The organism is Usitatibacter rugosus (genome assembly GCF_013003965.1).
Taxonomy (GTDB): domain Bacteria; phylum Pseudomonadota; class Gammaproteobacteria; order Burkholderiales; family Usitatibacteraceae; genus Usitatibacter; species Usitatibacter rugosus.
This window is the reverse complement of the sequence record NZ_CP053069.1, coordinates 3,500,041-3,524,817: the sequence shown is the minus strand read 5'-3', so window position 1 is coordinate 3,524,817 and position 24,777 is coordinate 3,500,041. Positions and strand designations below refer to the sequence as shown.

General features: G+C 66.9%; 19 protein-coding genes. 7 read left to right on the top strand and 12 right to left on the bottom strand.

The window, feature by feature from the left end; translation table 11 throughout:
* The first annotated feature begins 14 nt into the window (after positions 1 to 14).
* The gene (locus DSM104443_RS16610) at positions 15 to 506 is read left to right on the top strand and encodes a hypothetical protein (RefSeq protein ID WP_171094209.1); all 492 of its coding nucleotides are present in this window, start codon (positions 15 to 17) and stop codon (positions 504 to 506) included.
* Positions 507 to 548: 42 nt separating this feature from the next.
* Here the strand turns inward: DSM104443_RS16610 and pstB are convergent, their stop codons facing one another.
* The 4 genes from pstB to pstS form a co-directional block, all read right to left on the bottom strand.
* Positions 549 to 1,382 (bottom strand): phosphate ABC transporter ATP-binding protein PstB, encoded by an 834-nt coding sequence (gene pstB, locus DSM104443_RS16605; RefSeq protein WP_171094207.1) that lies wholly within the window; start codon positions 1,380 to 1,382, stop codon positions 549 to 551.
* A 2-nt stretch (positions 1,383 to 1,384) separates the two neighbouring features.
* On the bottom strand, positions 1,385 to 2,233 hold the full coding sequence (pstA, locus tag DSM104443_RS16600; RefSeq protein ID WP_171096588.1) for a phosphate ABC transporter permease PstA: 849 nt from the start codon (positions 2,231 to 2,233) through the stop codon (positions 1,385 to 1,387).
* Complete coding sequence (gene pstC / locus DSM104443_RS16595; protein ID WP_171094204.1) at positions 2,233 to 3,171, bottom strand: phosphate ABC transporter permease subunit PstC; 939 nt, start codon at positions 3,169 to 3,171, stop codon at positions 2,233 to 2,235. The genes pstA and pstC overlap by 1 nt, the downstream gene beginning before the upstream one ends.
* 109 nt (positions 3,172 to 3,280) lie before the next feature.
* Positions 3,281 to 4,309, bottom strand: coding sequence for a phosphate ABC transporter substrate-binding protein PstS (gene pstS / locus DSM104443_RS16590; protein ID WP_171094202.1), 1,029 nt, complete (start codon positions 4,307 to 4,309; stop codon positions 3,281 to 3,283).
* 62 nt (positions 4,310 to 4,371) lie between these two features.
* Between pstS and DSM104443_RS16585 the strand changes: the two genes are divergently transcribed.
* Both DSM104443_RS16585 and aceE read left to right on the top strand, forming a co-directional pair.
* Entirely contained in the window at positions 4,372 to 5,220 is an 849-nt protein-coding gene (locus tag DSM104443_RS16585; protein ID WP_171094199.1) for a peptidylprolyl isomerase, read from the top strand.
* Entirely contained in the window at positions 5,217 to 7,748 is a 2,532-nt protein-coding gene (aceE, locus tag DSM104443_RS16580) for a pyruvate dehydrogenase (acetyl-transferring), homodimeric type (protein ID WP_171094197.1), read from the top strand. The genes DSM104443_RS16585 and aceE overlap by 4 nt, the downstream gene beginning before the upstream one ends.
* 28 nt (positions 7,749 to 7,776) lie before the next feature.
* Here the strand turns inward: aceE and DSM104443_RS16575 are convergent, their stop codons facing one another.
* Both DSM104443_RS16575 and DSM104443_RS16570 read right to left on the bottom strand, forming a co-directional pair.
* Positions 7,777 to 9,864, bottom strand: coding sequence for an alpha/beta hydrolase domain-containing protein (locus tag DSM104443_RS16575; RefSeq protein WP_171094195.1), 2,088 nt, complete (start codon positions 9,862 to 9,864; stop codon positions 7,777 to 7,779).
* Between the two features lie 267 nt (positions 9,865 to 10,131).
* Positions 10,132 to 11,226, bottom strand: a complete 1,095-nt coding sequence (locus tag DSM104443_RS16570) for a PQQ-dependent sugar dehydrogenase (protein ID WP_171094193.1) — start codon at positions 11,224 to 11,226, stop codon at positions 10,132 to 10,134.
* A gap of 67 nt (positions 11,227 to 11,293) precedes the next feature.
* On the opposite strand from DSM104443_RS16570, the gene DSM104443_RS16565 reads away from it, so the two are divergent.
* Positions 11,294 to 11,590 (top strand): hypothetical protein, encoded by a 297-nt coding sequence (locus tag DSM104443_RS16565; RefSeq protein ID WP_171094191.1) that lies wholly within the window; start codon positions 11,294 to 11,296, stop codon positions 11,588 to 11,590.
* On the opposite strand, the gene DSM104443_RS16560 is transcribed toward DSM104443_RS16565, so the two are convergent.
* From DSM104443_RS16560 to DSM104443_RS16550, 3 genes are read right to left on the bottom strand one after another with little or no spacing between them, the layout of a single operon-like run.
* Positions 11,587 to 12,576, bottom strand: coding sequence for an ABC transporter ATP-binding protein (locus DSM104443_RS16560; RefSeq protein WP_171094189.1), 990 nt, complete (start codon positions 12,574 to 12,576; stop codon positions 11,587 to 11,589). The genes DSM104443_RS16565 and DSM104443_RS16560 overlap by 4 nt on opposite strands.
* Positions 12,573 to 14,231 carry an ABC transporter permease gene (locus DSM104443_RS16555; protein ID WP_171094187.1) on the bottom strand — a complete coding sequence of 553 codons (1,659 nt, stop codon included), beginning with the start codon at positions 14,229 to 14,231 and terminating at the stop codon, positions 12,573 to 12,575. The genes DSM104443_RS16560 and DSM104443_RS16555 overlap by 4 nt, the downstream gene beginning before the upstream one ends.
* On the bottom strand, positions 14,232 to 15,521 hold the full coding sequence (locus DSM104443_RS16550) for an ABC transporter substrate-binding protein (protein ID WP_171094185.1): 1,290 nt from the start codon (positions 15,519 to 15,521) through the stop codon (positions 14,232 to 14,234). It lies immediately after the preceding gene.
* Between the two features lie 44 nt (positions 15,522 to 15,565).
* On the opposite strand from DSM104443_RS16550, the gene DSM104443_RS16545 reads away from it, so the two are divergent.
* Positions 15,566 to 15,904: a nuclear transport factor 2 family protein gene (locus DSM104443_RS16545; RefSeq protein ID WP_171094182.1), complete on the top strand. Its 339-nt coding sequence runs from the start codon at positions 15,566 to 15,568 to the stop codon at positions 15,902 to 15,904.
* A 254-nt stretch (positions 15,905 to 16,158) separates the two neighbouring features.
* On the opposite strand, the gene DSM104443_RS16540 is transcribed toward DSM104443_RS16545, so the two are convergent.
* From DSM104443_RS16540 to DSM104443_RS16530, 3 genes are read right to left on the bottom strand one after another with little or no spacing between them, the layout of a single operon-like run.
* A complete protein-coding gene (locus DSM104443_RS16540) occupies positions 16,159 to 18,201 on the bottom strand; it encodes an adenylate/guanylate cyclase domain-containing protein (protein WP_171094180.1) in 2,043 nt (680 codons plus the stop codon).
* A gap of 40 nt (positions 18,202 to 18,241) precedes the next feature.
* A complete protein-coding gene (locus DSM104443_RS16535) occupies positions 18,242 to 18,730 on the bottom strand; it encodes a glutaredoxin family protein (RefSeq protein WP_171094178.1) in 489 nt (162 codons plus the stop codon).
* Positions 18,705 to 20,495: a diguanylate cyclase gene (locus DSM104443_RS16530; protein WP_171094177.1), complete on the bottom strand. Its 1,791-nt coding sequence runs from the start codon at positions 20,493 to 20,495 to the stop codon at positions 18,705 to 18,707. The genes DSM104443_RS16535 and DSM104443_RS16530 overlap by 26 nt, the downstream gene beginning before the upstream one ends.
* Before the next feature lie 68 nt (positions 20,496 to 20,563).
* On the opposite strand from DSM104443_RS16530, the gene DSM104443_RS16525 reads away from it, so the two are divergent.
* On the top strand, positions 20,564 to 23,035 hold the full coding sequence (locus DSM104443_RS16525) for a bifunctional diguanylate cyclase/phosphodiesterase (RefSeq protein ID WP_171094175.1): 2,472 nt from the start codon (positions 20,564 to 20,566) through the stop codon (positions 23,033 to 23,035).
* A gap of 268 nt (positions 23,036 to 23,303) precedes the next feature.
* The gene (locus tag DSM104443_RS16520; protein ID WP_171094173.1) at positions 23,304 to 24,776 is read left to right on the top strand and encodes a S10 family peptidase; all 1,473 of its coding nucleotides are present in this window, start codon (positions 23,304 to 23,306) and stop codon (positions 24,774 to 24,776) included.
* The last annotated feature ends 1 nt before the right edge of the window (position 24,777 follow it).

The window sequence follows — 24,777 nt, the reverse complement described above, 5'->3', positions numbered from 1 at the left end:
GCCACAATGCGGGGATGACCCGAGACGCGCTCACGGATACGCGGACGTTCTGGATCGCCGTGCTGGCCGGTGGCGCGCTCGCCGGCCTCTTCGACATCCTCTACGCCATCATCTCCTGGCACCTCAATGGGCGCTCGGCACTCTGGGTGCTGCAGTCGGTGGCGATGGGGTGGTTCGGCCGCGCGTCGTCCACGATGGGATGGACCTCGGGGGCGGTCGGGCTTGCGAGCCACTTCGGCATCACGATCGCGGCCGGGGCCCTCTATGGCTACACGTGGCGGCAGGTGGGCTGGATGCGCACGCATTGGGTCGCCTGCGGCGCGCTCTTCGGCGTGCTCGTCTATCTCTTCATGAACTACGTTGTGATCCCGCTCTCGGCAGCCCCGTTCAGGACGCCGCTCACGCTGGAGAACCTCACCTACGGCTTCGTCTCGCACGCCCTGCTGGTGGGGTTGCCGATTGCCGCAGCGCTGCGCTTTTCTGGATCCCCGCCTTCGCGGGGATGACGGCCGCCCGAGGGATGACGGCCGCCTGAGGGATGACGGCGGCTAGCCGAAGCGCCCGGTGATGTAGTCCTCGGTCGCCTGCTTGCCAGGCTTGAAGAAGATCTGGTCGGTTTCGCCGAACTCCACGAGCTCGCCCAGGTACATGTAGGCGGTGAGGTCGGAGACGCGAGCCGCCTGCTGCATGTTGTGCGTGACGATCACGACCGTGTAGTCGTTCTTGAGCTCGTGGATCAGCTCCTCGACCTTGGCCGTGGAGATCGGGTCCAGGGCCGAGCAGGGCTCGTCCAGCAGCAGGACCTCGGGCTTCACCGCCACGCCGCGCGCGATGCACAGGCGCTGCTGCTGGCCGCCGGAGAGGCCGTTGCCGCTCTGGTGCAGCTTGTCCTTCACTTCCTTCCACAGCGCGGCCTTCGTGAGGGCCCACTCCACGCGCTCGTCCATGCGGGAGCGCGGCAGGTCCTCGAACAGCCGGACGCCGAAGGCGATGTTGTCGTAGATCGACATCGGGAACGGCGTGGCCTTCTGGAACACCATGCCGATCTTGGCGCGGATCAGCGAGACGTCGGTCTTGGAGGTGAGGATGTTCTCGCCGCCCATCAGGATCTCGCCCTGGGCGCGCTGCTCGGGATAGAGCTCGAACATGCGGTTGAAGCAGCGCAGCAGCGTCGACTTGCCGCAGCCCGAGGGGCCGATGAAGGCGGTGACCTTCTTCTCGGGGATCTCAAGGTTCACGTCCTTCAGCGCGTGGAAGCCGCCGTAGTAGAAGTTGAGGCCGCGCACCGTGAGCTTCGGCAGCGCGGCCGGCGTGGCGGCGGCGATGGCCGCGGCCGTCGCGGCGGGGTTGGGGGCGTGCAGGGCGCTGGCGGTCGTGGCCATGTCTACTTCCTGAAGAGGCTGCGCGCCGCGATGTTGATCGCGAGCACGAGCAGCGTGATGAGGGCGGCGCCGCCCCAGGCGAGGCGGTGCCAGTCGTCGTACGGGCTCATGGCGAACTGGAAGATCACCACCGGCAGGTTGGCCATCGGCTTGTTCATGTCCGAGGACCAGAACTGGTTGTTGAGCGCGGTGAAGAGCAGCGGGGCGGTCTCGCCGGCGATGCGCGCGATGGCGAGCAGCACGCCGGTCATGATCCCGGCGCGGGCGGCGCGGTAGCAGACGAGCGTGACCATCTTCCACGTCGGGCAACCCAGCGCCGCGGCGGCTTCGCGCAGGCTGTTGGGCACCAGCATCAGCATGTTGTCGGTGGTGCGCACCACGACCGGCACGACGATGATGGCCAGCGCGATGGCACCCGCCCAGCCGGAGAAGTGCCCAACCTGCTGCACGTAGACCGTGTAGACGAAGAGGCCGATCACGATCGAGGGCGCGGAGAGCAGCACGTCGTTGATGAAGCGCGTGGCGGGTGCGAGCCAGCCACGCTGGCCGTATTCGGCCAGGTAGGTGCCCGCGAGGATCCCGATGGGCGTGCCGAGCAGCGTGCCGGCGCCGGCCATGAGGATGCTGCCGTAGATCGCGTTGGCGAGGCCGCCGTCGCCGCCCGGAGGCGGGGTCATCTGCGTGAAGAGCGAGGGGCGAATGAGGGCCGACGTGCCTTCCCACAGCAGCACGCCCACGATCCACAGCAGCCAGAAGAGGCCGAAGGCGAGCGCGACCGTGGAGACCGTCATCATCAGCGCGTTCATGCGCTTCCTGCGCTGGTAGATCGGGTTGGAGGACATGTCGAACATCACGACTTGGTTCCTTCCCGCTTGGCGAGCTGCTGCAGCATCAGCTTGGAGAGCGCCAGCACGATGGTCGTGATCACGAAGAGGATCAGGCCCAGCTCGATCAGCGCCGAAGTGTAGAGGTCGCCCACGGCCTCGGTGAACTCGTTGGCGAGCGACGAGGCGATGGAGTTGCCGGGCGCGAAGAGCGAGCCCTTCAGGCGGTGCGCATTGCCGATCACGAAAGTCACGGCCATCGTCTCGCCGAGCGCGCGGCCCAGGCCCAGCATCACGCCGCCGATCACGCCCACCTTGGTGAACGGGAGCACGACGCGCCAGACGACTTCCCACGTGGTGGAGCCGAGGCCGTACGCGGATTCCTTGAGCATCGGGGGAACCAGCTCGAAGACATCGCGCATCACGGCGGTGATGAACGGGATCACCATCACGGCGAGGATGATGCCGGCGGTGAGCATGCCGATGCCGAGCGGCGGTCCGGAGAACAGCGTGCCGATCAGCGGGATCTTGCCGAGCGTGCCGCCCAGTAGCGGCTGGATGTAGCTCTGGAACAGCGGGGCGAAGATGAACAGGCCCCACATGCCGTAGATGATCGACGGGATCGCGGCCAGCATCTCGATCGCGGTGCCCAGCGGGCGGCGCAGCCACACCGGCGAGAGCTCGGTCAAGAAGATCGAGATCCCGAAGGACACGGGGATCGCGATCGCGAGCGCGATGGCGGAGGTGACCAGCGTGCCGTAGATGGGAACGAGGGCGCCGAACTGCTCCTTCACCGGATCCCATTCGTCCACCCACAGGAACGCGGGGCCGAACTTCTGGAGCGAGAGCGAGCTGCCGATCAGCAGCGACACGAGGATCGCCGCGAGCAGGCTGAAGACGAGGAACGCGAAGCCCCGGGTCATGTTCCGGAAGATCGCGTCCATCAACGCGTTGTTGCGCAGCATCGGTGTTTTCGGGGCCGGAGAAACTGCGACCGCGGGAGTGTTCCCCGCGGTCGCGATGCCCGCATTATCCATCACGGCGCTCATCGGCGCCCTCCCTTGAGGAAGCGGTTCAATAGATCGCCTTGCCCGAGGTGTCCGTGACACCTTTCCACACTGCCTGGATTTCCTTCACCACGGCGTCGGGCATCGGGACGTAGTCGAGCTCGTCGGCCATCTTCGCGCCGTTCTTGAACGACCAGTCGAAGAACTTGAGGACTTCGCGGGCGGAGTCGGCCTTGTCCTGCTTCTGGTGGATCAGGATGAAGGAGGCTCCGGTGATGGGCCAGCTCTCGTTGCCGGCCTGGTCGGTCAGCACCACGCCCATGCCCGGGACGCTCTTCCAGTCGGCGCCGGCGGCGGCGGCCTTGAAGGTCGCGTCGTCGGGGGCGACGAACTTGCCCGCCTTGTTCTGCAGCAGGCCGTAGGGGAGCTTGTTCTGCTTGGCGTAGGCGTATTCGACGTAGCCGATCGCGCCGTTGATCTTCTGCACGTAGGAGGCCACGCCTTCGTTGCCCTTGCCGCCCACGCCGGCGGGCCACTTGACCGCCGTGCCTTCGCCGACCGCTTCCTTGAACGAGGGGCTGGTCTTCGACAGGTAGTTGGTCCAGAGGAACGTCGTGCCCGATCCGTCGGAGCGGTGCACCACGGCGATGTCGTCGGCCGGGAGCTTCACGCCGGGGTTCAGCCTGGCGATCGCCGGGTCATTCCACTTGGTGATCTTGCCCATGTAGATGTCGGCGAGGAGCGGGCCGGTGAACTTGAGGTCGCCCGGCTTCACGCCTTCCAGCTTGTAGACCGGAACCACGCCGCCCATGATGGCCGGGAACTGGATGAGACCATTCTTCTGGAGGTCCTCGGCCTTCATCGGCATGTCGGAGGCGCCGAAGTCGACGGTCTTGGCGGTGATCTGCTTGATGCCGCCGCCGGAGCCGATGGACTGGTAGTTCATGCCGTTGCCGGTCTGCTTTTTATAGGCGTCGGCCCATTTGGCGTAGATCGGGTACGGGAAGGTCGCGCCGGCGCCGGTAATGTCGGCGGCGTGGGCGAGCGGGAGGACCGCGGCGAACGCCACGGCGGACAGGATTTTTGCGACACTCATGGTGTTGCCTCTCTAGCCATTTTCGGGGTCGAAGCAGTCTATAAAACCCCCGTGACACTTCCATGACACCCCCCCTGATCGCCGCCGCCGTCCTTTCGCTCGCCCAGATCCTCGACGCCTCGCCCGCCACCGACTGGCGGCTGCTCGATCCGGAGGACACGGTCTACCTGGAGCTGCCCTCCGGCCGGGTCGTGATCGAGCTTGCGAGCGCCTACTCGCCCAAGGCCGCCGCCGCCGTCCGCGGGCTGGTCCGGGACGGCTATTTCGACGGCTCGGCCGTCATCCGCTCCCAGGACAACTACGTCGTCCAGTGGGCCCGCGCCGAGGACGACCCGAAAGCCAGGGCGATGGTCTCGAAGAAGGTCGCGCCGGAGTTCTCCCGCGCCATGGATGCGAAGCTGCCCTTCACGAGGCTGGCCTATCCGGACACGTATGCGCCCGAGGTCGGCTTCTCCGGCGGCTTCCCGGTGGCGCGCGACCCGAAGAAGAAGCAGACCTGGCTCGTGCACTGCTACGGCTCGGTGGGCGTGGGCCGCGACAACTCCGCCGACTCGGGCAACGGCTCCGAGCTCTATGCCGTCATCGGCCAGTCGCCGCGCGGCCTCGACCGCAACATCACGCTCGTGGGGCGCGTCGTGCAGGGCATCGAGAAGCTTTCGGTGATCCCGCGCGGTCCCGGACCGATGGGCTTCTACGAGAAGCCCGCCGAGTGGACGCCGATCCGCTCGGTGAAGCTGGCCGCCGACGTACCGCCCGCCCAGCGCCTGAACCTCGAGGCGCTGAAGACGGAGAGCGCCACCTTCAAGACCGTGATCGAGTCGCGCGCCAATCGCAAGGAAGAGTGGTTCCACGACCCGGTGGGCCGCATCGGCGTCTGCAACGTGCCGCTGCCCGTGAGGCTCAAGCCATGAAGATGGAAGGCGAGATTCCGCGCGATCCGGACATCGATCCCGCCGAGACGCAGGAGTGGGTGGAGGCCCTCGATGCGTTGATCGAGAACGAGGGCTCCGAGCGGGCCACGTTCCTGCTCCGCCGCCTGCTGCAGCACGCACGGGCGCGGCGCGTGCCGCTGCCGCACGTGCTCGCCACGCCGTACGTGAACACTGTGGGCCTCGCCGAACAGCCGCCCTTCCAGGGCAACCTCGAGATCGAGGCGCGGCTCTCGGCGCTCGTCCGCTGGAATGCGCTGGCGATGGTGGTGAAAGCGAATCGCTTCAGCGCCGAGCTGGGCGGCCACATCGCGAGCTACGCCTCGGCCGCGGATCTCTTCGAGGTCGGCTTCAACCATTTCTTCCGTGCGGGGCAGGACGGCGACCTCGTGTACTTCCAGCCGCACTCGGCCCCGGGTGTCTACTCGCGCGCGTTCCTCGAGGGACGCCTGACCGAGGAGAACCTCGACCACTATCGCCGCGAGACCGGTGGCAAGGGCCTCTCGTCGTACCCGCATCCGTGGCTCATGCCGAACTTCTGGCAGTTCCCCACGGGCTCGATGGGTCTCGGTCCGCTCTTCGCGATCTACCAGGCGCGCTTCATGCGCTACCTCGAGCACCGCGGGCTGCAGGAGACGAAAGGCCGCAAGGTCTGGGCGTTCGTCGGCGATGGCGAGATGGACGAGCCCGAAGCTCTGGCCGGTCTTTCGGTCGCATCCCGCGAGCGGCTCGACAACCTGGTGCTGGTGGTGAACTGCAACCTGCAGCGCCTCGATGGTCCCGTGCGCGGCAACGGCTCGATCATCCAGGAGCTGGAAGGCCTCTTCGCCGGCGCGGGCTGGAACGTGATCAAGCTCCTCTGGGGCGGCGACTGGGATCCGCTCTTCCTGCGCGACACCGGACGCATCCTCGAGAAGGCGTTCCTCGAAACAGTGGATGGCGAATTCCAGACCTACGCCGCCACCGACGGCGCCTTCAACCGCGAGCACTTCTTCAGCAAGTACCCGGAGCTGCAGCGCCTGGCCGCGCACCTCTCGGATGACGACATCGACAGGCTTCGCCGTGGCGGCCACGACCCGGTGAAGATCTTCTCGGCCTACTGGCACGCGGCGAAGCACGAGGGGCAACCCACCGTGATCCTCGCCAAGACCAAGAAGGGCTACGGCATGGGCACGGCAGCCCAGGGCCGCATGACCACGCACCAGGCAAAGAAGCTGGATAGCGACCAGTTGATGGCCTTCCGCGACCGCTTTGCATTGCCGCTCACAGATGAGCAGGTGGACGCGTGCGAGTTCGTGCGCCCGCCGCGCACCGCGCCGGAGATGGCGTACCTGCACGCGCGCCGCGAGAAGCTGGGCGGGTATCTTCCCGCGCGCAGCACGAAGGCCGAGCCGCTCGCCACGCCCGAAGCGGCTGCGTTCGCCAAGTTCGCGCTCGAGTCGAACGGCAAGGACATGTCGACCACGGTGGCGCTCGTTCGCATGATCGGCGCGCTGCTGAAGGATCCCGTGCTCGGCAAGCGCATCGTGCCGATCATCGCGGATGAAGCGCGCACCTTCGGCATGGCCGACCTCTTCCGGCAGATCGGCATCTATTCGCCCATCGGCCAGCTCTACCAGCCCGAGGACCGCGACCAGCTCTCCTATTACAAGGAGGCGGTGAACGGGCAGATCCTCGAGGAAGGCATCAACGAGGCGGGTGCCATCGCCTCGTGGACCGCGGCGGCCACCAGCTACTCGGCGCACGGCATCGCGATGCTGCCGATGTACATCTACTACTCGATGTTCGGCTTCCAGCGCGTGGGCGACGCGATCTGGGCCGCGGCCGACTCGCGCTCGCGAGGCTTTCTCTTCGGCGCCACGGCGGGCCGCACCACGCTCTCGGGCGAGGGGCTGCAGCACCAGGACGGCACGAGCCACCTCATCGCCTCCACCATTCCCAACTGCGTGGCCTACGATCCGGCGTTCGCCTACGAGCTCGCGGTGATCCTGGAAGACGGCATGCGGCGGATGCTCGCGAAGCAGGAGGATGTCTTCTTCTATCTCACCGTGATGAACGAGAGCTACGCCCAGCCCTCGATGCCGGCGGGTGCGGAGTCCGGAATACTTCGTGGCATGCACTGCGTGCGCGAGTCGCGCGATGCGCGTGGGAACAACTCTGCGAGGGTGCGCTTGCTCGGCGCGGGCACGATCCTGCTGGAAGCGCTCGCTGCAGCGGAGATCCTCGCGAAGGAGGGCATCGCCGCCGAGGTCTATTCCGTCACCAGCTTCACGGAGCTGCGCCGCCGCCCGGACTGGATCGAGGTGATGCTGCCGAAGAGCGGCGTGCCGGTGGTGGCCGCGAGCGACTACGTGGCGGCGGTGGCCGATCTCATCCGGCCGTGGATCGCGGATCGCTACGTCGCCTTGGGCACGGACGGCTTCGGCCGCAGCGACACGCGGGAGAACCTGCGGAAATTCTTCGGGGTGGATCGGGAGGCGATCGCCGCGGCAGCCCGGGCGATCGCCTGATTCCCAAAGAGCGCGTCAGCTCAAGCGCTCACTCGTCGTCCTGCTCTTCCGCTTCCTCGCTCTTCAGCCCGCCGGCGATCACCGACTGCAGCCCGCGGGTGAATTCCGCGTTGCCGTCCTCGCTCAGCAGCAGCCGCTTGGAGACCATCTCGTTGATGGCCGCCGCGCGGAAGTACAGGTACTGGCCGAAGGAGCCGTAGCGCTCCTCGATCGACAGGCGCGGATCGCCGCTCGCGAGCCGCTCCGCCTTCGTCCTTGCGAACGGGATCATCTGGCCCGAGCCTTCGCAGCCGTCCGGACCGTTGCTCGCGGTGGCGCGCAGCGACCAGCCGGTGTACGTCGCCGTCGGCACCAACACGTCCGGCAGCTTCACGCCGGCGATGTCGTTGCCGTCCGCATCCGTCTTCGGCACGAACGTGGGATAGATCTTGCCGTTGGCCGGGTTGTCGAAGAACGGCGCAGTCGTGACCGGGGGGTTGATGGACATGATCCCCTGGTCGAACTGCGGCCCGTAGTTCAGCAGGTAGCGCGTGGACTTCAAGCCCGTGTACTGCACGCCCGGGATCTTCGGGAAGCCCGTCGATGCCTGGTCGGCCTTCACGAGCGTGCCGTCGGCGAAGCGCGGGATCTGCGAAGCCGGCGGCTCGCGGCCCATCGAGGCCCACTCGTCCAGCGCCACGAAGAGCGCGCGTTGCACCGGGGTCGCGTTGAGCGGGTTGCCGAGCTGCTGGCAGCTGCCGCGCGACGTCCCGTTGCCCGTGCCGTGCTGGTTGGAGGCCATCAGGTAGTAGCGCGCATACGGCGGATCGGCGAGGTCCTTCGTGCCCATCGTGTCCGTGTGGAAGAGCGACGCGCCTTTCACCCAGTACTCGTTGGCCGAATAGATCTCCATCGCCAGCGGGCAGGTGTTGTTCTTCAGGCACTTGTCGTAGCGCCCGCCCGTCTTGCCGGAGATCGGATCGGTCATCGACTGGTGCGCGAAGGGGAAGAGGCCCTCGGCATAGAGCTGGTCCTGGCGGTTCCTTTGCGTGCGGCCCGGCTGCGAGAAGCGCAGGTTCAGGTTCAGGCCATCGGCCGCGGCGATCCACTGCAGCATGCCGTCGAACACCTTCCGGCCGCCCTCGTCCGCGTTGAAGCCGTAGTAGCGGAAGTCGTTCAGCAGGCGCCCGGGCTGCGAGAGCACGTACGTGTAGATGAACTTCACGTCGTTGGCGAGCGGGTTCGCGGTGCCGGAGTCGTCCGCGGTGGCGTTGCGCAGGAAGGAGTTCCAGTCGCGCACGGCGGCCATGCCCAGGCCGTTCACGGTCGGATCCTTCGCCGTGTACGTGAACTCGTAGATATCGTTCGCGTTGAACGCCGTGCCGTCGGGCAGCAGCTTGATGTGCGTGGCGTCGACGAAGTCCCAGCCCGTGGCCGCGACCGTCGTCGCGGGGTCATCCAGGTGCTTGCGCGTGGTGAGCTTGGCGGTGCTCTTGTCGGTGGTGCTCGCCGCCGGATAGCTCAGCGTGTACGACGTGGTGGTCGCGTTGCCCATCACGATGTACTCGTACGAGGGCCCGGTGATGGAGGTGCCATCGGGGTTTCGCGCGACGGGCAGCGTGATCGTGGCGGTGCCGTTGGCGTTGCTCGTGCCGGCCGCGTAGTCCCAGCCGCTGAACACCATCGTGTAGCCGCGAGGTGCCAGGAACTGGCCCAGGGGGTTGCTCGTGGCCGAGGGATCGTTACCGCCGGTGGTGCGGTTGAAGCCGCCGAACTGCTTGCCGCCGCGGTTGGGGGGTTCGTACATCACGCGGTGGTTGCCCTTCGAGAGGTCGAGGGGCTTCAGGATGTAGAAGTCGAACTTGTACTCGACGTTGCCGCGCGCGTTCCTCGGCGCGAGGCCGATGTCGATGATCATGTTGTTGGACGCGCTGACCGGGCTCACCTCGCCCGAAGCGACGCCGACCAGCTTCTCGTAGGCACCGACGCCGGGAAACTCCGCGCCGCCGAAGGCGGGGCCGCGTGAGGTGATCTCGATCTTGGTGATGCGTGCTTGCGCCGTGGGTGCTGCGAGCGCCGCCGCGACAGCGCCAGCGAGCGCGCAGGCCGCTTTCAGGCCCGATGCTTTCGTACCCATGTGATTCCCTCCGGTTGGTATGTCGTTGAAGACCAACGTGTCGGAGGCGCGCGCGACGAGCTCGGCGAACGCGGGGGTGCGTACGCGTGCTCAGGCACAGGACAGGCTTGGTTCGGCATCGCTCCTCCGGGATTGCTCCGTCCTCTGCCGGAACGGATGCTGTTTCCCTGTGCGAACGACGCTATTCCCCGAGAAAAATGAAGTCGTTGATGCGGATCAATATTCGGTACGTGGTTACAATCATTGAACCGCCTGCTGAAAAAGCAGCTACTTCGCGTTGTATGTGATGCGATAGATCGCGTTGGCGTGGTCGTCGGAGACGAGCATCGAGCCGTCGGGCATCTGCAGCACGTCCACTGGCCGGCCCCACGCGCTGTCGGCCCCGACATCGAGGAAACCGTCGGCGAAAACCTTGTGGTCCACGACCTTCCCGCCCTCGACCTTCGCCACCATCAGGCGGTAGCCGATCTTCTTGGAGCGGTTCCACGAGCCGTGCTCCGCGATGAAGATGGCGTTCTTGTACTCGAGCGGGAACATCGAGCCGGTGTAGAAGCGCATGCCGAGCGCGGCGACGTGCGCGTTCAGCTTCTTCTCGGGCACCACGAACTCGGAGCATTGGCGCTTGCCGCCGAAGTCGGGATCGGGGAGGTCGCCACCGTGGCAATACGGAAAGCCGAAGTGCAGGCCCGCCTTGGCGGCGGTGTTCAGCTCGTCGGGCGGTGAGTCGTCGCCCAGCATGTCGCGGCCGTTGTCGGTGAACCAGAGCTGCTTCGTCTCGGGATGCCAGTCGAAGCCCACCGAATTGCGGATGCCGCGCGCATACACCTCCATCTGCGAGCCATCGGGCTTGAGCCGCGTGATCGTGGCGTAGGGATCGGCCTTCTCGCAGATGTTGCATGGAGCGCCGACGGGCACATAGAGCCAGCCGTCGGGCCCGAAGCGGATGAATTTCCAGCCGTGGTGGCGATCGGTGGGGTACTTCCCGTAGACGAGCACCGGCTTGGGCGGCGCCGAGAGGTGCTTCTCGATCGCGTCGTAGCGCCAGATCTTGTCCACCTCGGCCACGTAGAGGGCGCCGTCGCGAATGGCCACGCCGTTGGGCATGTTGAGGCCGGTGGCGAGCGTGATCACCTGCGTCGCCTTCGTGCCGTCGTGCTTGATGGCGTAGAGGTTGCCCGCGGTGCGCGTGCCGACGAAGAGCGTCCCGCCTTCGCCCAGCGCCATCGAGCGCGCATCCTTCACGCCCGTGGCGAAGACCTGGATGTCGAAGCCCTTGGGAAGCCCCACGCGGTCCACCGGGATGCTTTGGGCCGAGGCGGCGAAGGAGGCGGTGGCGAGGAGAAACGCGGCGGCGATGCGCATGGAGGCCCTCCGGGGGCGGTTCCGTGATTCGATGGAAAGGGGAGGCGAAAGTTCGTACTCTATCCGCATGCGGATCATCCCCCGCTTCATCGCCGAGCCGGTGCGGCGCTTCTTCGACCGCCACGGGCTCCTGCTCGGGTCCCTGGCGGGCGGGATCGCGTTCGCGGCGATCGCCTATTGGTACGCCGTGGTGCCGTTCGAGGAGCTGAGCGGCCCGCGTTCGTGGCTCGCGCGCGACCTTCGCGACGCCCTCGGCGAGGGCGCCGCGCGCGCGTTTTATGTCGGGCTCTGCGCGGTCTTGTCCACGATCTGCTGGTGGACGTTCTACGGGTGCGTGCGGACGTTCCGCCGCCCCGAACCCTAGTCGAGCGGGCGCAGCTCGGAGGCGGGCACGCCGATCACGACTGGTGTTCCGATCGCCAGCGGCGCCAGGTCGCGGGAATGCGCCACGTCCGCGATCACGCGCGAAGGACCCACCTGCACGTCGTAGCGGACCGAGACGCCGAGGAATTCCACCGCGGCGATCTCGCCTTCAAGCGACAGGCCTTCCGCCTGCACGGGCGCCGGCGCCTTGCGCAACGTGACCGCGTGCGGGCGGAACGCGATGTCGCGCCCCTCGCGCTGCACGATGTTGGCCGAGCCCACGAAGCCCGCGACGAAGCGGTTCACCGGATGGTCGAAGAGCTCGAAGGGCGTTCCCACCTGCTGGATCACGCCCTGGTCCATCACGGCGATGCGATCACACGTCGTCAACGCCTCCTCCTGGTCGTGCGTGACGAAGATCGTCGTGATGCCGAGGCGCTGCTGGAGCTTGCGGAGCTCCTGGCGCGTCTGCACGCGCAGCTTCGCGTCGAGGTTGGAGAGCGGCTCGTCCAGCAGCAGCACCTGCGGCTCGATGGCGAGCGTGCGAGCCAGCGCCACGCGCTGCTGCTGCCCGCCCGAGAGCTGGCCGGGGCGGCGTGCGTCGTAGCCGGCGAGTCCCACCAGATCCAGCGAAGCCCGCACGCGCTCGCGGATCCTGTCGCGAGGGATACGGCGCTCCTCGAGGCCGAAGGCCACGTTCTGCGCCACCGTCATGTGGGGCCACAGCGCGTAGTTCTGGAACACCATGCCCACGTCGCGATCCCAGGGCGGCGTGCCCGTCACGTCCTTGCCGCCGATCAGGACCTCGCCATGCTGGTGCTGGTTGAAGCCCGCGATCAGGCGCAGCAGCGTGGTCTTGCCGGAGCCCGAGGGGCCCAGGAGCGCGAAGAACTCGCCGGGCTGGATGGAGAGCGTGATGTCGCGCAGCACCTGGGTCGTGCCGTACGCGAGCGCCACGTTGCGGATGTCGACGCCGACGGGATTCATCTGTGGCCTCCTGCTGCGACGAGTCGATGGGAGAGATAGGTGCCCGCGGCGATGAGCACGATCGCGATCATGCCGAGGGCGGCGCCGGGCCCGCGCCCGGCGATGGACTGCATGTAGAGGTAGATGCCGTACGACATCGGCGCCAGCGACTCGCGGCTGGTGAGCAGGATCGTCTCCGAGATCTCGCCCGCCGCGGTGATGAAGCTGGTGACGAAGCCCGCGAGGATGCCGCCCATCATCAGCGGCACAACCACGCGCACGATCACGCGCAGCTTCCCGGCACCGAGGTTCTCCGCGGCCTCCTCGAGCGACGGGTGCACTTGCGAGAGGGCCGCCATGCACGAGCGCAGCGCATAGGGCAGGCGCCGCACGGCGTAGGCGACGACGAAGATCATCCAGCTCGCGGTGAAGGCGCCCAAACCGAACGGCAGCTCCACGCCGCGGAAGACGCGGAGATACCCGATGCCCAGCACGAGGCCGGGCATCGCGAGCGCGATGGTGACCATGTGGTCGAGGAGCTGGCGGCCCGGCAGCTGCGTGCGAAGGACGATGTAGGCGATGGCCGTGCCGAGGATCACGTCCAGCAGCGCCGCGAGCCCGCAATAGAGGAAGGTATTCACGATCATCGACTTCGCGTCGGTGAGCACCGTGGCGTAGTGCGCGAGCGTGAACTGCTCGGGCAGCACCGAGAAGCTCCACACCTTGAAGAGCGACATCAGCAGCAGGCCCAGGTGCGGGGAGAGCACGAGGAGCAGCAGCGCCCCGATCCATCCGTAGGCGAGCACGGCCTGCGCCGGAGTGAGCTTGCGCTTCGGGGCTGCCAACCCGCGCGAGACCACCGCGTAGTCGCGCCGCTTCACGAACCACCACGAGCCGCCCATCGCCGCGATGGAGAAGATCACGAGCAGCACGCAGATCACGTAGCCGATCGGATCTTCGAGGCCGATCGAGGTGACGCGCAGGTACGCCTGGGGCGCCAGCATGTTGGTGACGTTCAACACCAGCGGTGTACCGAGGTCGTCGAAGACCTTGATGAACACCAGCGAGGCGCCGGCGATGTAGCCGGGCAGCGCCAGCGGGAACACGATCTTGCGGAAGAGCCGCCAGCCCGAGGAGCCCAGGTTCTGCGCGGCCTCCTCGAGCGAGGAATCGATGTTGGCGAGCGAAGCGGAGAGGTTGAGCAGGATGAACGGGAAGTAGTGCAGCGTCTCCACGAAGATCACGCCGTTGAGGCCTTCCATCAACGGCAGCGTGATGCCGAACGCGTCCTTGAGGAGCAGGTTCACCGAGCCGGAGCGCCCGAAGAGGAGCTGCATCGCCGCGGCGCCGACGAAGGCGGGCATCACCAGCGGCAGCACGCCCAGCGTCTGGATCAGGATGGCGCCCCGGAACTGGAAGCGCATCGTGAAGTACGCGAGCGGAACCGCGATGATCGTGGCGAACATGACCGTGAGTCCCGCGACCCACAGCGAGTTCGCGAACGACTCGCGCATCAGCGAGATCTGCGAGAAGGCTTCGAAGTGCGCGAGGGTGAAGCCGCCGTGCGGGTCGGAGAACGCGGTGAAGATGACCGCGCCGACCGGGACGATCAGGAAGGCGATGAGGAAGGCCGCGATCGCGAGCGCGATCGTGGCCAGCGCGGGCGAGTGTCGCAACTACTTCGCCGCGCTGGCGAGCTCGGCGGCCTTGGCGTAGTTGGCCTTCGCTTTCGCGGCCCAGTCTTCCTCGACCGCGGCCTTCTTCTTCGAGGCCTCGGCGTCCTTCTTGTCGGCCTTGAAGAGGGCGAGCAGCGCCTTGTCCGAGGCCTGCTTCTCGTCGACGGGCGGCGTGAAGGCGAGCTTCTTCGCTTCATCGAGCTGCGCGCTCTTCTTGCCGGCGAGGCGCTTCTCCGCGTCCTGGATCGCCTTCGTCGCGGCCACGAGCTCCTTGTGGCGGAAGGTGACGAGCTGGTCGAAGAGCGAGAGCACGACGTAGTAGCGCGACTCGGAGAGGTCGGAGTCGAAGTTCACCTTGGTCTTGATCGAGCCGTTGAACGGGTTCGGGTAGCCGGCGGGTGCCTTGGCGTACGTGGCGGGCAGCACGGGAAGGCGGCTGATCTCCTTCTGCAGCAGGAGGGCCTGCCCTTCATCGGAGAGCGCGTACTGCACGAAGCGCTTGGCACCCTCGGGGCTCTTCGAGCCCGCGACCATCGCGATGTTGGCGGGCACGATCGCCGTGACCGACGGATAGACGAACTCGACGGGCATGCCGGAGTTCTTCGCGGCGAGGCCGAAGAAGTCGATGACGAGGCCCACGCCGAACTGCCCGTTGGAAACGCCGTCCGGCACGCCGAACGAACGCTCGGTGATCGCCGCGCAGTTGCCGGAGATCATCAGGAGCTGCTCCCAGCCCTTGGCCCAGCCTTCGCCCTGCAGGATGGTCTCGACCGTGAGGTGCACGGTGCCCGAGCGCGACGGGCTCGAGTTCGCGACGTGGCCGAAGTACACGGGCTTGGTGAGATCGGCCCACTCCTTCGGCTCGGGGATGTTGTTGGCCTTGAGGTAGCGGGTGTTCCACATGATCCCGTAGCCGGCGAGCGCCTGGCCCAGGTAGTAGCCCTCGGGATCGTTCACCGGGTAGCTGCCCACCTTCGCGGGCACGGCGGGATTGGCGGCGCCGGATTTCACGAGCAGGTTCGACTTCGCGAGGACCTCGAATGCATCGGGGGCCGAGGCCCAGAACACTTCCGGGCGCGATCCGGCAGCCTGCTCGCGCACGTACGCGATCCCCGCGGCGGTGTTCTTGTTGAGGATCTCGAGCTTGTCGTTCGGGTACTTCGCCTCGAAGGCCTTCTTGTACGCGGTGGTGAGCTCCTTGGGGAAGGAAGTCACGACGGTGACGGTATCGGCGAGCGTGGCAAAGGGCAGGGCGGCCGCGATGGCGGCGGCGAGGGCGCGCAGGTGCATGGGGATTTTCCTCCGGTCGTTTCGTCGAATGTTAGCATCGGCCGATGGACCCGACCGCCCTTGCTCAGGAGCAACTCGAGGCGTACAACGCCCGCGACCTCGCTCGCTTCCTTGCCTGCTACGCCGAGGACATCCGTGTCTTCCGCATGCCCGTCACCGAGCCGGTGCTCGTGGGCAAGGCCGCGTTCGGCGAGTTCTATCGAACCCAGCGCTTCAACCAGGCGGGCCTTCACGCCGAGCTGCTTGGACGCATCGCGTTCGGCAATAAGGTGATCGACCACGAGCGGATCGTCGGCGTCGGCTCCACGCCCCTCGAGGCCGCGGCCGTCTACGAGGTCAAGGACGGCCTCATCTCGACCGTCTGGTTCTACTACGGAAATTAGCGGAAATTAGGGTCAGCTACTTTTTGGGGAGTGGCTGGCGATATCGGCGCGGCATGCGGGCGCTGATTTAAGAGGGAAGGAAGGGAAGGAAAAGCGGAGGAGGGGAAGGAAAGCTCTGAAAGTGAAGTGGTTGCGGCGCGTGAACTCGAGACGACGGCACTTCAATCTCATTCAACGATTTCCTCCCCTTCCTCCGCTTTTCCTTCCCATCCTTCCCTTTAAAAGGCGGCGCCCGTCTTCGTCGCAACCCGTTCCTAGAATGGCGCGGCGGGGTCGAGGAGGTAGGTCTTGATGGGCTCCGCGCGGTTCTTGACCTTGATGTCGGCCTGCACGTGCGAGCGATGCTTGTCGCCGAGCCAGAGCCACGTGCTGGCGCTCACGAGCACGCACCCGGGCTCGCAGGCGCCTTCGAGGCGCGAGGCGACGTTTACGTTGTCGCCGATCACGGTGTAGTCCATGCGCGTCTGGCTGCCGATGTTGCCGGCGACGACGTCGCCCGTGTTCACGCCCACGCGCATGATCAGGTTCTTGAGGATCGGGGAATCGTCGCGGATCTCGGCCAGGCGCTGCTGCATGCGAAGCCCCGCCTTCACGGCGCCGCCCGCATGCCCCGAGGGATTCCCGCCGGCGAACACGGCCATGATGCCGTCGCCGATGAACTTGTCGACGATGCCGCCTTCCTCCTCGACGATCTCGGTCATCGCCGTCATGTAGACGTTGAGGAAGGCGACGATCTCCTGCGGATCGAGCTCCTCGGAGAGCGCCGTGAAGCCCTTGATGTCGGAGAAGAGGACTGTAGCCAGCACTGTCTTGCCGCCGAGCGCGAGCTTGCGCTCGCGGTTGCGCGAGATCTCGTCGACCACCGCCTTCGGGATGTACGCGCCCATCTTCTCCTTCTCGATGGCGAGGTTGCGCTCGTTCTCGAGCGCCACGCGCAGGTCGTCGGCCATGCGCCGCTCGCGCTCCAGCAGCCGGGCGTTCTCGAGCGACACCGCGGCCTGCGCGGCGAAGGCCTCGAGCAGGTGCTGGTCGGCCTCGTCGAAGGCGTTGGCGCCGGTCTTGTTGACCACTTGCACGACGCCGATCGTCACGCCCTTGCTCACCATCGGCACCGTCAGCAGCGAGCGCGTACGGAAGCCCGTGCGCTCGTCGTTGCTGCGATCGAAGCGCGGGTCGGCGTAGGCATCGGTGATGAGGAGCGGGGCGTTGGTCGCGGCCACCGCACCCACGATGCCCTTGCCGATCGGGATCGTGATCTTCGACAGGCCCTCGGCCGCGGCGCCCTTGGCGACGTGGAAGCGAAGCCCGCCCGTCAGCTCATCGAGCAGCAGCAGCGAACTCGCCTCGGCCTTGGTGACCTGCTTCGAGTTCTCCACGATGAGGTCGAGGATCGTGTCCACGGGCATGAGCGAGCTCATCGCGAGCGAGACGCCGGTCATCGCGTCCTTCTCGAGGAGCTGCTTCTCGAGCCGGGCGTTGCGCGCCTCCAGCTCGCGGCACATGGCGTTGATGCCGGAAGCGACGGCCCCCAGCTCGTCCATGCGCGAGGAATCGAGCACCACGTTGGGCTCGCCTCGTTCGATGCGCCGGGTGCCGTCCAGCATCGAGCGCGCGTCTTCGCGCAGGCTCCGTCCGAAACGCAGCGACACGACCAGGGCCAGCAGCACGCAGAACCCGCCGAGGAAGCTGATCTCGATCACCATGCCGCGGTCGACGAGACCCTCGTACTTGTAGCGCGCCACCGTGAGCGCCATCGCCATGCTCGGCACGAGCGTGAAGATGACGAAGCCCTCCATCACGCGCCGGGTGATGCGCTCGAGGTACTGGCTCGCGTTGGCGTAGCGGATCGATCGCTTGCGCGCCTCGCCTTCCAGCACCACGTATTCCCACTGCGCGAGCAAACCCCCGCCGATGATCCAGTAGCCCGACAGCAGCTTCACGTGCGAGGCGAGCGGGAAGTCGGGATAGCGGAAGTAGTGGAGCGCCATCGCGATCACGCCGGCCGCGCCCCAGCTCGCGACGGACACGACATAGCCCTGCCGCGGCAGCGAACGCCAGTCGGGCGGCGAAGCGAAGCGCATCAGCAGGCCCTCGCGGATCAACGCCTGCGCGAAGAAGACCAGGCCCAGGTTCAGCAGCAGGTCGGTCAGCCGCAGGCCGCTGATGAAGGGGCACACGAGCCGCGCGTAGATCGCGAGGAATACGACGGCGAAGGCGCTCGTGGCGTACTGGTGGGTGCGCACGCGCCAGTCGACGAGCTGGACCAGGCTGGTGGCAGGAACGGCAATGGTGCTCATGGGAATTCCTCGAAGGTCCCGCAACGACAGGAAGGACGGCTCAGCGGCCTTTGATCAGGCGGTCGAGCGCCTCGGGGCCGAAGCCACGCATGCTCTTGTCGCCGGCAATGAAGTAGGGCACGCCGCCGCCGCCGAAGGATTCGAATTCCGCGGCGTTCTTCTCCGAAGCCTCGATGTCGACGTCGCGATACTGGATGCCCTTCTGGGCCATGTGTGCCTTGGCGAGCTTGCACGGTGCGCACCAGGTCGCGGAGAACATCGTGAGCCCGCCGCTCGAACGCGGCTGCAGGCTTTCCCCCTTGGGGGCTCGGCGCAGGATCGCGGCCCAGTCCTGGATCTGCGGCGGCCCGTCGTAGGAGCTCGCCTGGACCTTGATCTCCTGCTTCTTCGCGTCGTCGGGGGCCTTGTCGCCGTAGTGCGTGCGGCCCTGGGCGTCGGTCCACTTGAACACCTGGGGGAAGGCCGGCGTGGCGGCGAGCACGAGCGCCGCGAGCAGCGTGGCGCTACTCCACGGTCTTGTCGTAGGCATGGAGCTGTTCGGGGTCATGGTAGAAACGATAGCAGTTGCGGCCGGCCGACTTGGCGCGGTACATCGCGATGTCGGCGAACTTGAGCAGGAAGTCGGGATCCTGCCCGTCCTCGGGGTAGAGGCTGATGCCGATCGAGGGGCTGGTGCGCAGCAGCTCGCCGGCGATCGGGAAGGGTGTCGCGAGCACGTCGATGATCTTGCGGGCGACGAGCGCGCTGTCCTCCGGAGCCGCGAGGTCCTCGAGCACGAAGACGAACTCGTCGCCGCCCAGGCGCGCGATCGTGTCGCGCTCCCGGATGCAGCCCGACAGGCGCTGCGCCACTTCCACCAGCAGCAGGTCGCCCACGTCGTGGCCGAGGGAATCGTTCACCGTCTTGAAGTTGTCGAGGTCCACCAGCGCCACGGCGAAGGCGGTGCGGTCGCGCTTGGCGCGCGCCACGGCTTGCAACAGGCGGTCGCGCAGCAGCCAGCGGTTGGGCAGCCCCGTGAGCGGGTCGTGCTGCGCCTGGTAGCGCATGCGCTCCTCGCTCTCGCGCAGCAGCATCGCGGTGCGCTCTCGCTCCTGGGCCACGCCCTGCGCCTGCTCCTTCTCGCGGCGAAGCGAGTTGATGCGGTCGGCGAGGCCCATCGACAGCAGCACCACCTCGAGCGCCGAGCCGATCTGCAGCCCGTAATCGGTGAACACGCTCGCGGGCAGCCCGAAGTTGCGCGCCACCATCAGCAGCCCGCCGGCGAACACCGTGAAGAACGCGATGAGGTAGTACGACGCCGGCTTGAAGCCGGCGCGGTAGGCGACGATGCCGCAGCCGTAGGCGGCGATGATCGTGGTGAGCGCGATGAGGTGATCGAACCAGAACACGATCACGCGCGGCAGCGACGTGGCGATGAGCGCCATCGTGACGCCGGCCGCGACGATCGCGAGCAGCAGGCGGTCCACGCGCGGCGCGTAGATGCGCGTCTGCAGGAAGAGGCGGCTGAAGAACGCGCCCGCCGCGCAGGCGATGGGTGCCGCGGCGACCTGGGCCCAATCCCCGATGGCGGGCGCCTCGGGCCAGAGGTAGAGGCCGCCGAAGCCGTTGTTCAGCCCGATCACGAAGCCCATGGAGCCCACGAACACCACGTACGCCGCATATGCGCGGTCGCGGACGATGAAGTACAGGAACAGGTTGTACGCCATCATCACGAAGAGCAGGCCGAAGTAGCTGCCGAGCAGGAAGGTCTCGTCGCGCTTGGCCGTGTCGAAGGAGGCGCGGTCCCACAGGCGGATCGGCACGCTCATCGTCCCGACCTGCTTCACCCGGAGGTAGTAGACGTTCACGCCGAGATCGGGCGCATCGACCGGGAAGACGAAGTGCCGGTCCGCGAACACGCGATCGGAGAGCCGCGTGTGGTCCCCGGCCACCAGCGGGATCGTGGAGCCGGGCGAATAGAACTGGAGGTTGTCCAGCATCGGGTAGCTCACCTCGAGCATCCAGGGCCCGAGGGCGGCTCCGCGCTCGAGGCGGATGCGCAGCCAGATCGTCGAATCGCGGAAGCCGAGGTTGAGGTTCTCGCTGCGGTTCTGCACGAAGGCGTCCAGCCACGGGCGCGAGCTCACGTCGCGCAGGGTGAGCGATCCGGTGGTGTCCTCGAGGTATTCGACGTGGGTGCCGATCGGCACGCCGGGCAGGCGCGAATCGAGCCACGCGGGCGCAGCGAGGATGGCCCCCGGGACGGCGAGCGCCGCGAGGGCGAGCAGGTTGCGAATGAAACGCAGGGTCCCCATGGCCGCTTGCGCCAGAGTGTATTCCTCACTGGCGCGGGGTCCAAGGCCGGTGCTAGCCTTGGCCGACTGTGAAGCCCTCCGATCCCAACCTGCGCGGCATCGCCCAGGCCGTCGACGACCCCGCCAGCCACGGCGCCTTCTTCAACGCCTTTCCGAGCCTGGTCTGGATCGCGGACGCCCACGGCGGCTGCAGCTTCGTGAACCAGGCGTGGGAGGACTACACCGGCCGCGCGACGGAGGCGGAAGTCGGCACGCGCTGGCTGGAATCCGTCCATCCGGAGGACCGGCCCGAGCTGGAGCGCGTGTGGGCCGAGGCGCTGGGCCTTCGCCGGGCTTTCGAGTCCGAATACCGCCTGCGCCGCGCCGACGGCCTCCACGGCTGGATCCACCATTCCGCGGTCCCGGTGCACGACGAGGGCGGGCGCCTCGCCGGCTTCCTCGCGACCTGCCACGACATCACCACGCGGCGCGACGCCGAGCTGGATGCGCGCGCCAAGGAGCGCACCGTCCGGCTCATCGCCGACAACGTGCCGGCGCTGATCGCCTACTACGACGGCCCCACCCTCGAGTGCCGCCTCGCGAACAACGCGTACGCGAAGACCTGGGGCTTCACGGTCGACTCGATCATCGGCAAGACGGTGCGCGAAGTGATCGGCGACGTGGGCTACGAGGCGATCGCCCCCTACATCCAGCGGGTGCTGCGCGGCGAGACTGTGGTCTACGAACGCACGCTCAAGGCCGCGGATGGCGGCGAACGCATCATCGAGGCCACGCTGCTGCCGCAGCTGGACGACGCCGGCGGCTCGATCGCGGCGACCGTGCTCATCAACGACATCACCAAGCATCGCCTGGCCGAGCAGTCGGTGCGCGAGAGCGAGGACCGCCTGCGCAAGTTCGCAGACGCCACCGACGAGGGCATCATCTTCGCCGAGCGCGGCCTGCTCTCCGACTGCAACCCCGCGATCCTTCGCCTTACCGGCTACACGTACGAGGAGATCATCGGCAAGAACATCGTCGACTACATGCCTCCCGACGTGCGCGAGATGGTGCTGAACAACGTGAGCATGGGCTACGAGCGTCCGTACGAGGCGGCGATCCTCGGGAAGGACGGCACGCGCATCCCCGTGGAGCTCGAGGGCCGCGTGATGCCGTACAAGGGCAAGGTCTACCGGATGACCGCCATCCGCGACATCCGCGACCGGAAGGCCGCCGAGGCGCGCATCCAGTTCCTCGCGCACCACGACACGCTCACGGGACTGCCCAACCGCGTGCTGCTGATGGACCGGCTGGAGTTCATCCTCGCTGCCGCCCAGCGCCGCGGCAACCACGTCGCGATCCTCTTCATCGACCTCGACAACTTCAAGACCGTGAACGATTCGCTCGGCCACGCGGCAGGCGACGCGCTGCTGCGCGTGGTGGCGCAGCGCATCGAGGACGCGCTTCGTGGCGCCGACGTCGTCTCGCGCCTCGGCGGCGACGAGTTCCTCGTGGTGCTGCCCGAGCTCACGAACGAGCACGATGCCGTTCAAGTCGCGGAGAAGCTGATCGCCGGTGTCTCCGAGCCCGTGCCGCTGGAAGGCCAGAGCCTCTCGGTGAGCCCGTCGATCGGCATCAGCCTCTATCCGCGCGACGGCGCGACCGCCGACACGCTGATCAAGAACGCGGATGCCGCGATGTACCTCGCCAAGGAGCGCGGCCGCAGCAACTACCAGTTCTTCAACGAGCGGCTCTCGGAGGCGGCGTTCCACGCGCTCACCGTGGAGACGCGGCTTCGCGACGCGATCCGCCGCGAGCAGTTCGTCCTCCACTACCAGCCGCAGGTGCGCGTCGACACGGGTGCCGTGACCGGCATCGAGGCGCTCATCCGCTGGCCGCAGGAAGACGGCACCACGGTGCTGCCCAACGACTTCATTCCCATCGCCGAGCAGCGCGGGCTCATCATGCCGATCGGTGCGTGGGTGCTTCGCCAGGCCTGCCGCCAGAACCGCCTGTGGCAGATGTCGGGGCTGCCGAAGCTGCCGATGGCGGTGAACCTCTCCGCGATCCAGTTCAAGCAGAAGAACCTCGTCTCGGTGGTGGAGCAGGTTCTCGCCGAGACCGGCCTCGAGCCGCAGTACCTCGAGTTCGAGCTGACGGAAAGCATGCTGCTGGAGGACATGACCGCCATCGCGAAGACGCTGGAGGGCCTGAAGGCGCTCGGCGTGCAGCTCGCGATCGACGACTTCGGCACCGGGCATTCGTCGCTCATGCACCTGAAGCGCTTCCCCATCGACAAGCTGAAGATCGACCGCACGTTCGTGCAGGACGTGCCCGGCGATCCGGACGACGTCGCCATCACCGCGGCCATCATCGACCTCGCACGCAACATGGGCATCACCTCGATCGCCGAGGGCGTGGAGAAGCCGGAGCAGCTCGCGTTCCTGCGGCTTCGCGGCTGCGAGGAGATGCAGGGCTATCTCGTCTCCGAGGCGCTGCCCGCCGAGGCCATGGCCCGCTGGCTCGCACGCCGCCGCGGCGAACCCCTCACCTCCGTCGGGTAGTTTCCTGTCGCACGCGTTGCCGCGAGGCGGGCGATGGATTGAAAGGGAAGGATGGGAAGGAAAAGCGGAGGAAGGGAAGGAAACCATTGAAAGAGATTGACGTGCCGTCGTCTCGAGTTCACGCGCCGCAACCAATTCACTTTCAGAGCCTTCCTTCCCTTCCTCCGCTTTTCCTTCCCATCCTTCCCTCTAAAAGCAGCGACCCTTCGCTTCGGCGCACTTCGCGTCATCGCGTTAGCATGTCGTCTTTCCAAAAATGACCGACACAATGGCCACCCCCGAAGAAAAGCCCGCCGAGAAGACCGAGAAGAAACCCGAACCCACCGAGCAGCTCTCCGTCACGAAGCACTCCGTTCGCATCGGCGGCAAGAAGGTCGCCTACACCGTCACCTGCGGCACGATGGTGATGCGCGAGGAGGCGGAGAAGGAAGGCAAGAGCGAAGGCGAGAAGGCCAGGGCCACCGTCTTCTTCATCGCATACACGCTGGACGGCGTGAAGGACAACGCCAAGCGTCCCGTCACGTTCTCGTTCAACGGCGGCCCGGGCTCCAGCTCGGTGTGGCTGCACCTGGGCCTGCTGGGCCCGAAGCGCGTGCTCCTCGACGACGAGGGCTACGCGGGCGAGCCGCCCTACAAGTTGGTCGACAACGACTACTCCCTGCTGCCGCAGACCGACCTCGTGTTCATCGACCCGGTGGGCACCGGCTACTCGCGCATGGCCGAGGGCGAGAAGGTGAAGGAGTACCACGAGTACAAGCGCGATCTCGAGAGCGTCGGCCAGTTCATCCGCACCTACACCACGCGCTATGGGCGCTGGTCGTCGGCCAAGTACTTGATCGGCGAGAGCTACGGCACCACGCGGGCCTCGGGCCTCGCCGGCCACTTGATCGAGCGCTACGGGATGTTCCTGAACGGCGTGATGCTGGTCTCGGTCGCGCTCGACTTCCAGACCTTCCGCTTCGACGCCACCAACCCGCTGCCGCCGGTCCTCTACCTGCCGACCTATGCGGCGACGGCGTGGTTCCACAAGCGCCTGCCCGCGGACCTGCAGAAGAAGAAGCTGCGCGCATTGCTCGATGAGGTGGAAGCCTTCGCGGGCGGCGAATATGCAGCCGCGCTCTTCCAGGGCGATGCGCTACCCGATGCCGAACGCACCCGCCTGGCGAAGAAGATCGCGCGCTACACCGGCCTTTCGGTCGAGTACGTCGAGCGCACCAACCTGCGCATCGAGATCTTCCGCTTCTGCAAGGAGCTGCTGCGCGGCGAGCGCCGGACGGTGGGCCGCCTGGACAGCCGCTACACCGGCATGGACCGCGACGCGGCCGGCGAGCAGTTCGAGTACGACCCGGGCTTCGCCGCGATCTACGGCGCCTATGCCGCGACGCTGAACGACTACCTGCGCACCGACCTCAAGTTCGAGCGCGACGGCCCCTACGAGATCCTGAAGGGCCTGTACCTGGACTGGGGCTGGGGCGAGTTCGTGAACCGCTTCGCCTCGGTGGGCGACACGCTGAGGAAGGCGATGTCGATGAACCCGCACATGCGCGTGCTCGTGGCCAACGGCTACTACGACTTCGCCACGCCGCACTTCGCCTCCGACTACACGATGCGCCACCTCGGCATCGAGCCCGAGCTGCGCAAGAACATCACCACCAGCTACTACGAGGCCGGGCACATGATGTACGTGCACCAGCCCTCCCTCGAGAAGCTCGCGAAGGAGCTGCGGGCGTTCGTGAAGTAGC

Excerpts from the sequence above, each read along its gene's own strand:
- DSM104443_RS16610 (WP_171094209.1), top strand. The coding sequence starts at position 15 with ATGACCCGAGACGCGCTCACGGATACGCGGACGTTCTGGATCGCCGTG.
- pstB (WP_171094207.1), bottom strand. The coding sequence starts at position 1,382 with ATGGCCACGACCGCCAGCGCCCTGCACGCCCCCAACCCCGCCGCGACG.
- pstA (WP_171096588.1), bottom strand. The coding sequence starts at position 2,233 with ATGTTCGACATGTCCTCCAACCCGATCTACCAGCGCAGGAAGCGCATG.
- pstC (WP_171094204.1), bottom strand. The coding sequence starts at position 3,171 with ATGCTGCGCAACAACGCGTTGATGGACGCGATCTTCCGGAACATGACC.
- pstS (WP_171094202.1), bottom strand. The coding sequence starts at position 4,309 with ATGAGTGTCGCAAAAATCCTGTCCGCCGTGGCGTTCGCCGCGGTCCTC.
- DSM104443_RS16585 (WP_171094199.1), top strand. The coding sequence starts at position 4,372 with ATGACACCCCCCCTGATCGCCGCCGCCGTCCTTTCGCTCGCCCAGATC.
- aceE (WP_171094197.1), top strand. The coding sequence starts at position 5,217 with ATGAAGATGGAAGGCGAGATTCCGCGCGATCCGGACATCGATCCCGCC.
- DSM104443_RS16575 (WP_171094195.1), bottom strand. The coding sequence starts at position 9,864 with ATGGGTACGAAAGCATCGGGCCTGAAAGCGGCCTGCGCGCTCGCTGGC.
- DSM104443_RS16570 (WP_171094193.1), bottom strand. The coding sequence starts at position 11,226 with ATGCGCATCGCCGCCGCGTTTCTCCTCGCCACCGCCTCCTTCGCCGCC.
- DSM104443_RS16565 (WP_171094191.1), top strand. The coding sequence starts at position 11,294 with ATGCGGATCATCCCCCGCTTCATCGCCGAGCCGGTGCGGCGCTTCTTC.
- DSM104443_RS16560 (WP_171094189.1), bottom strand. The coding sequence starts at position 12,576 with ATGAATCCCGTCGGCGTCGACATCCGCAACGTGGCGCTCGCGTACGGC.
- DSM104443_RS16550 (WP_171094185.1), bottom strand. The coding sequence starts at position 15,521 with ATGCACCTGCGCGCCCTCGCCGCCGCCATCGCGGCCGCCCTGCCCTTT.
- DSM104443_RS16545 (WP_171094182.1), top strand. The coding sequence starts at position 15,566 with ATGGACCCGACCGCCCTTGCTCAGGAGCAACTCGAGGCGTACAACGCC.
- DSM104443_RS16540 (WP_171094180.1), bottom strand. The coding sequence starts at position 18,201 with ATGAGCACCATTGCCGTTCCTGCCACCAGCCTGGTCCAGCTCGTCGAC.
- DSM104443_RS16535 (WP_171094178.1), bottom strand. The coding sequence starts at position 18,730 with ATGCCTACGACAAGACCGTGGAGTAGCGCCACGCTGCTCGCGGCGCTC.
- DSM104443_RS16530 (WP_171094177.1), bottom strand. The coding sequence starts at position 20,495 with ATGGGGACCCTGCGTTTCATTCGCAACCTGCTCGCCCTCGCGGCGCTC.
- DSM104443_RS16520 (WP_171094173.1), top strand. The coding sequence starts at position 23,304 with ATGGCCACCCCCGAAGAAAAGCCCGCCGAGAAGACCGAGAAGAAACCC.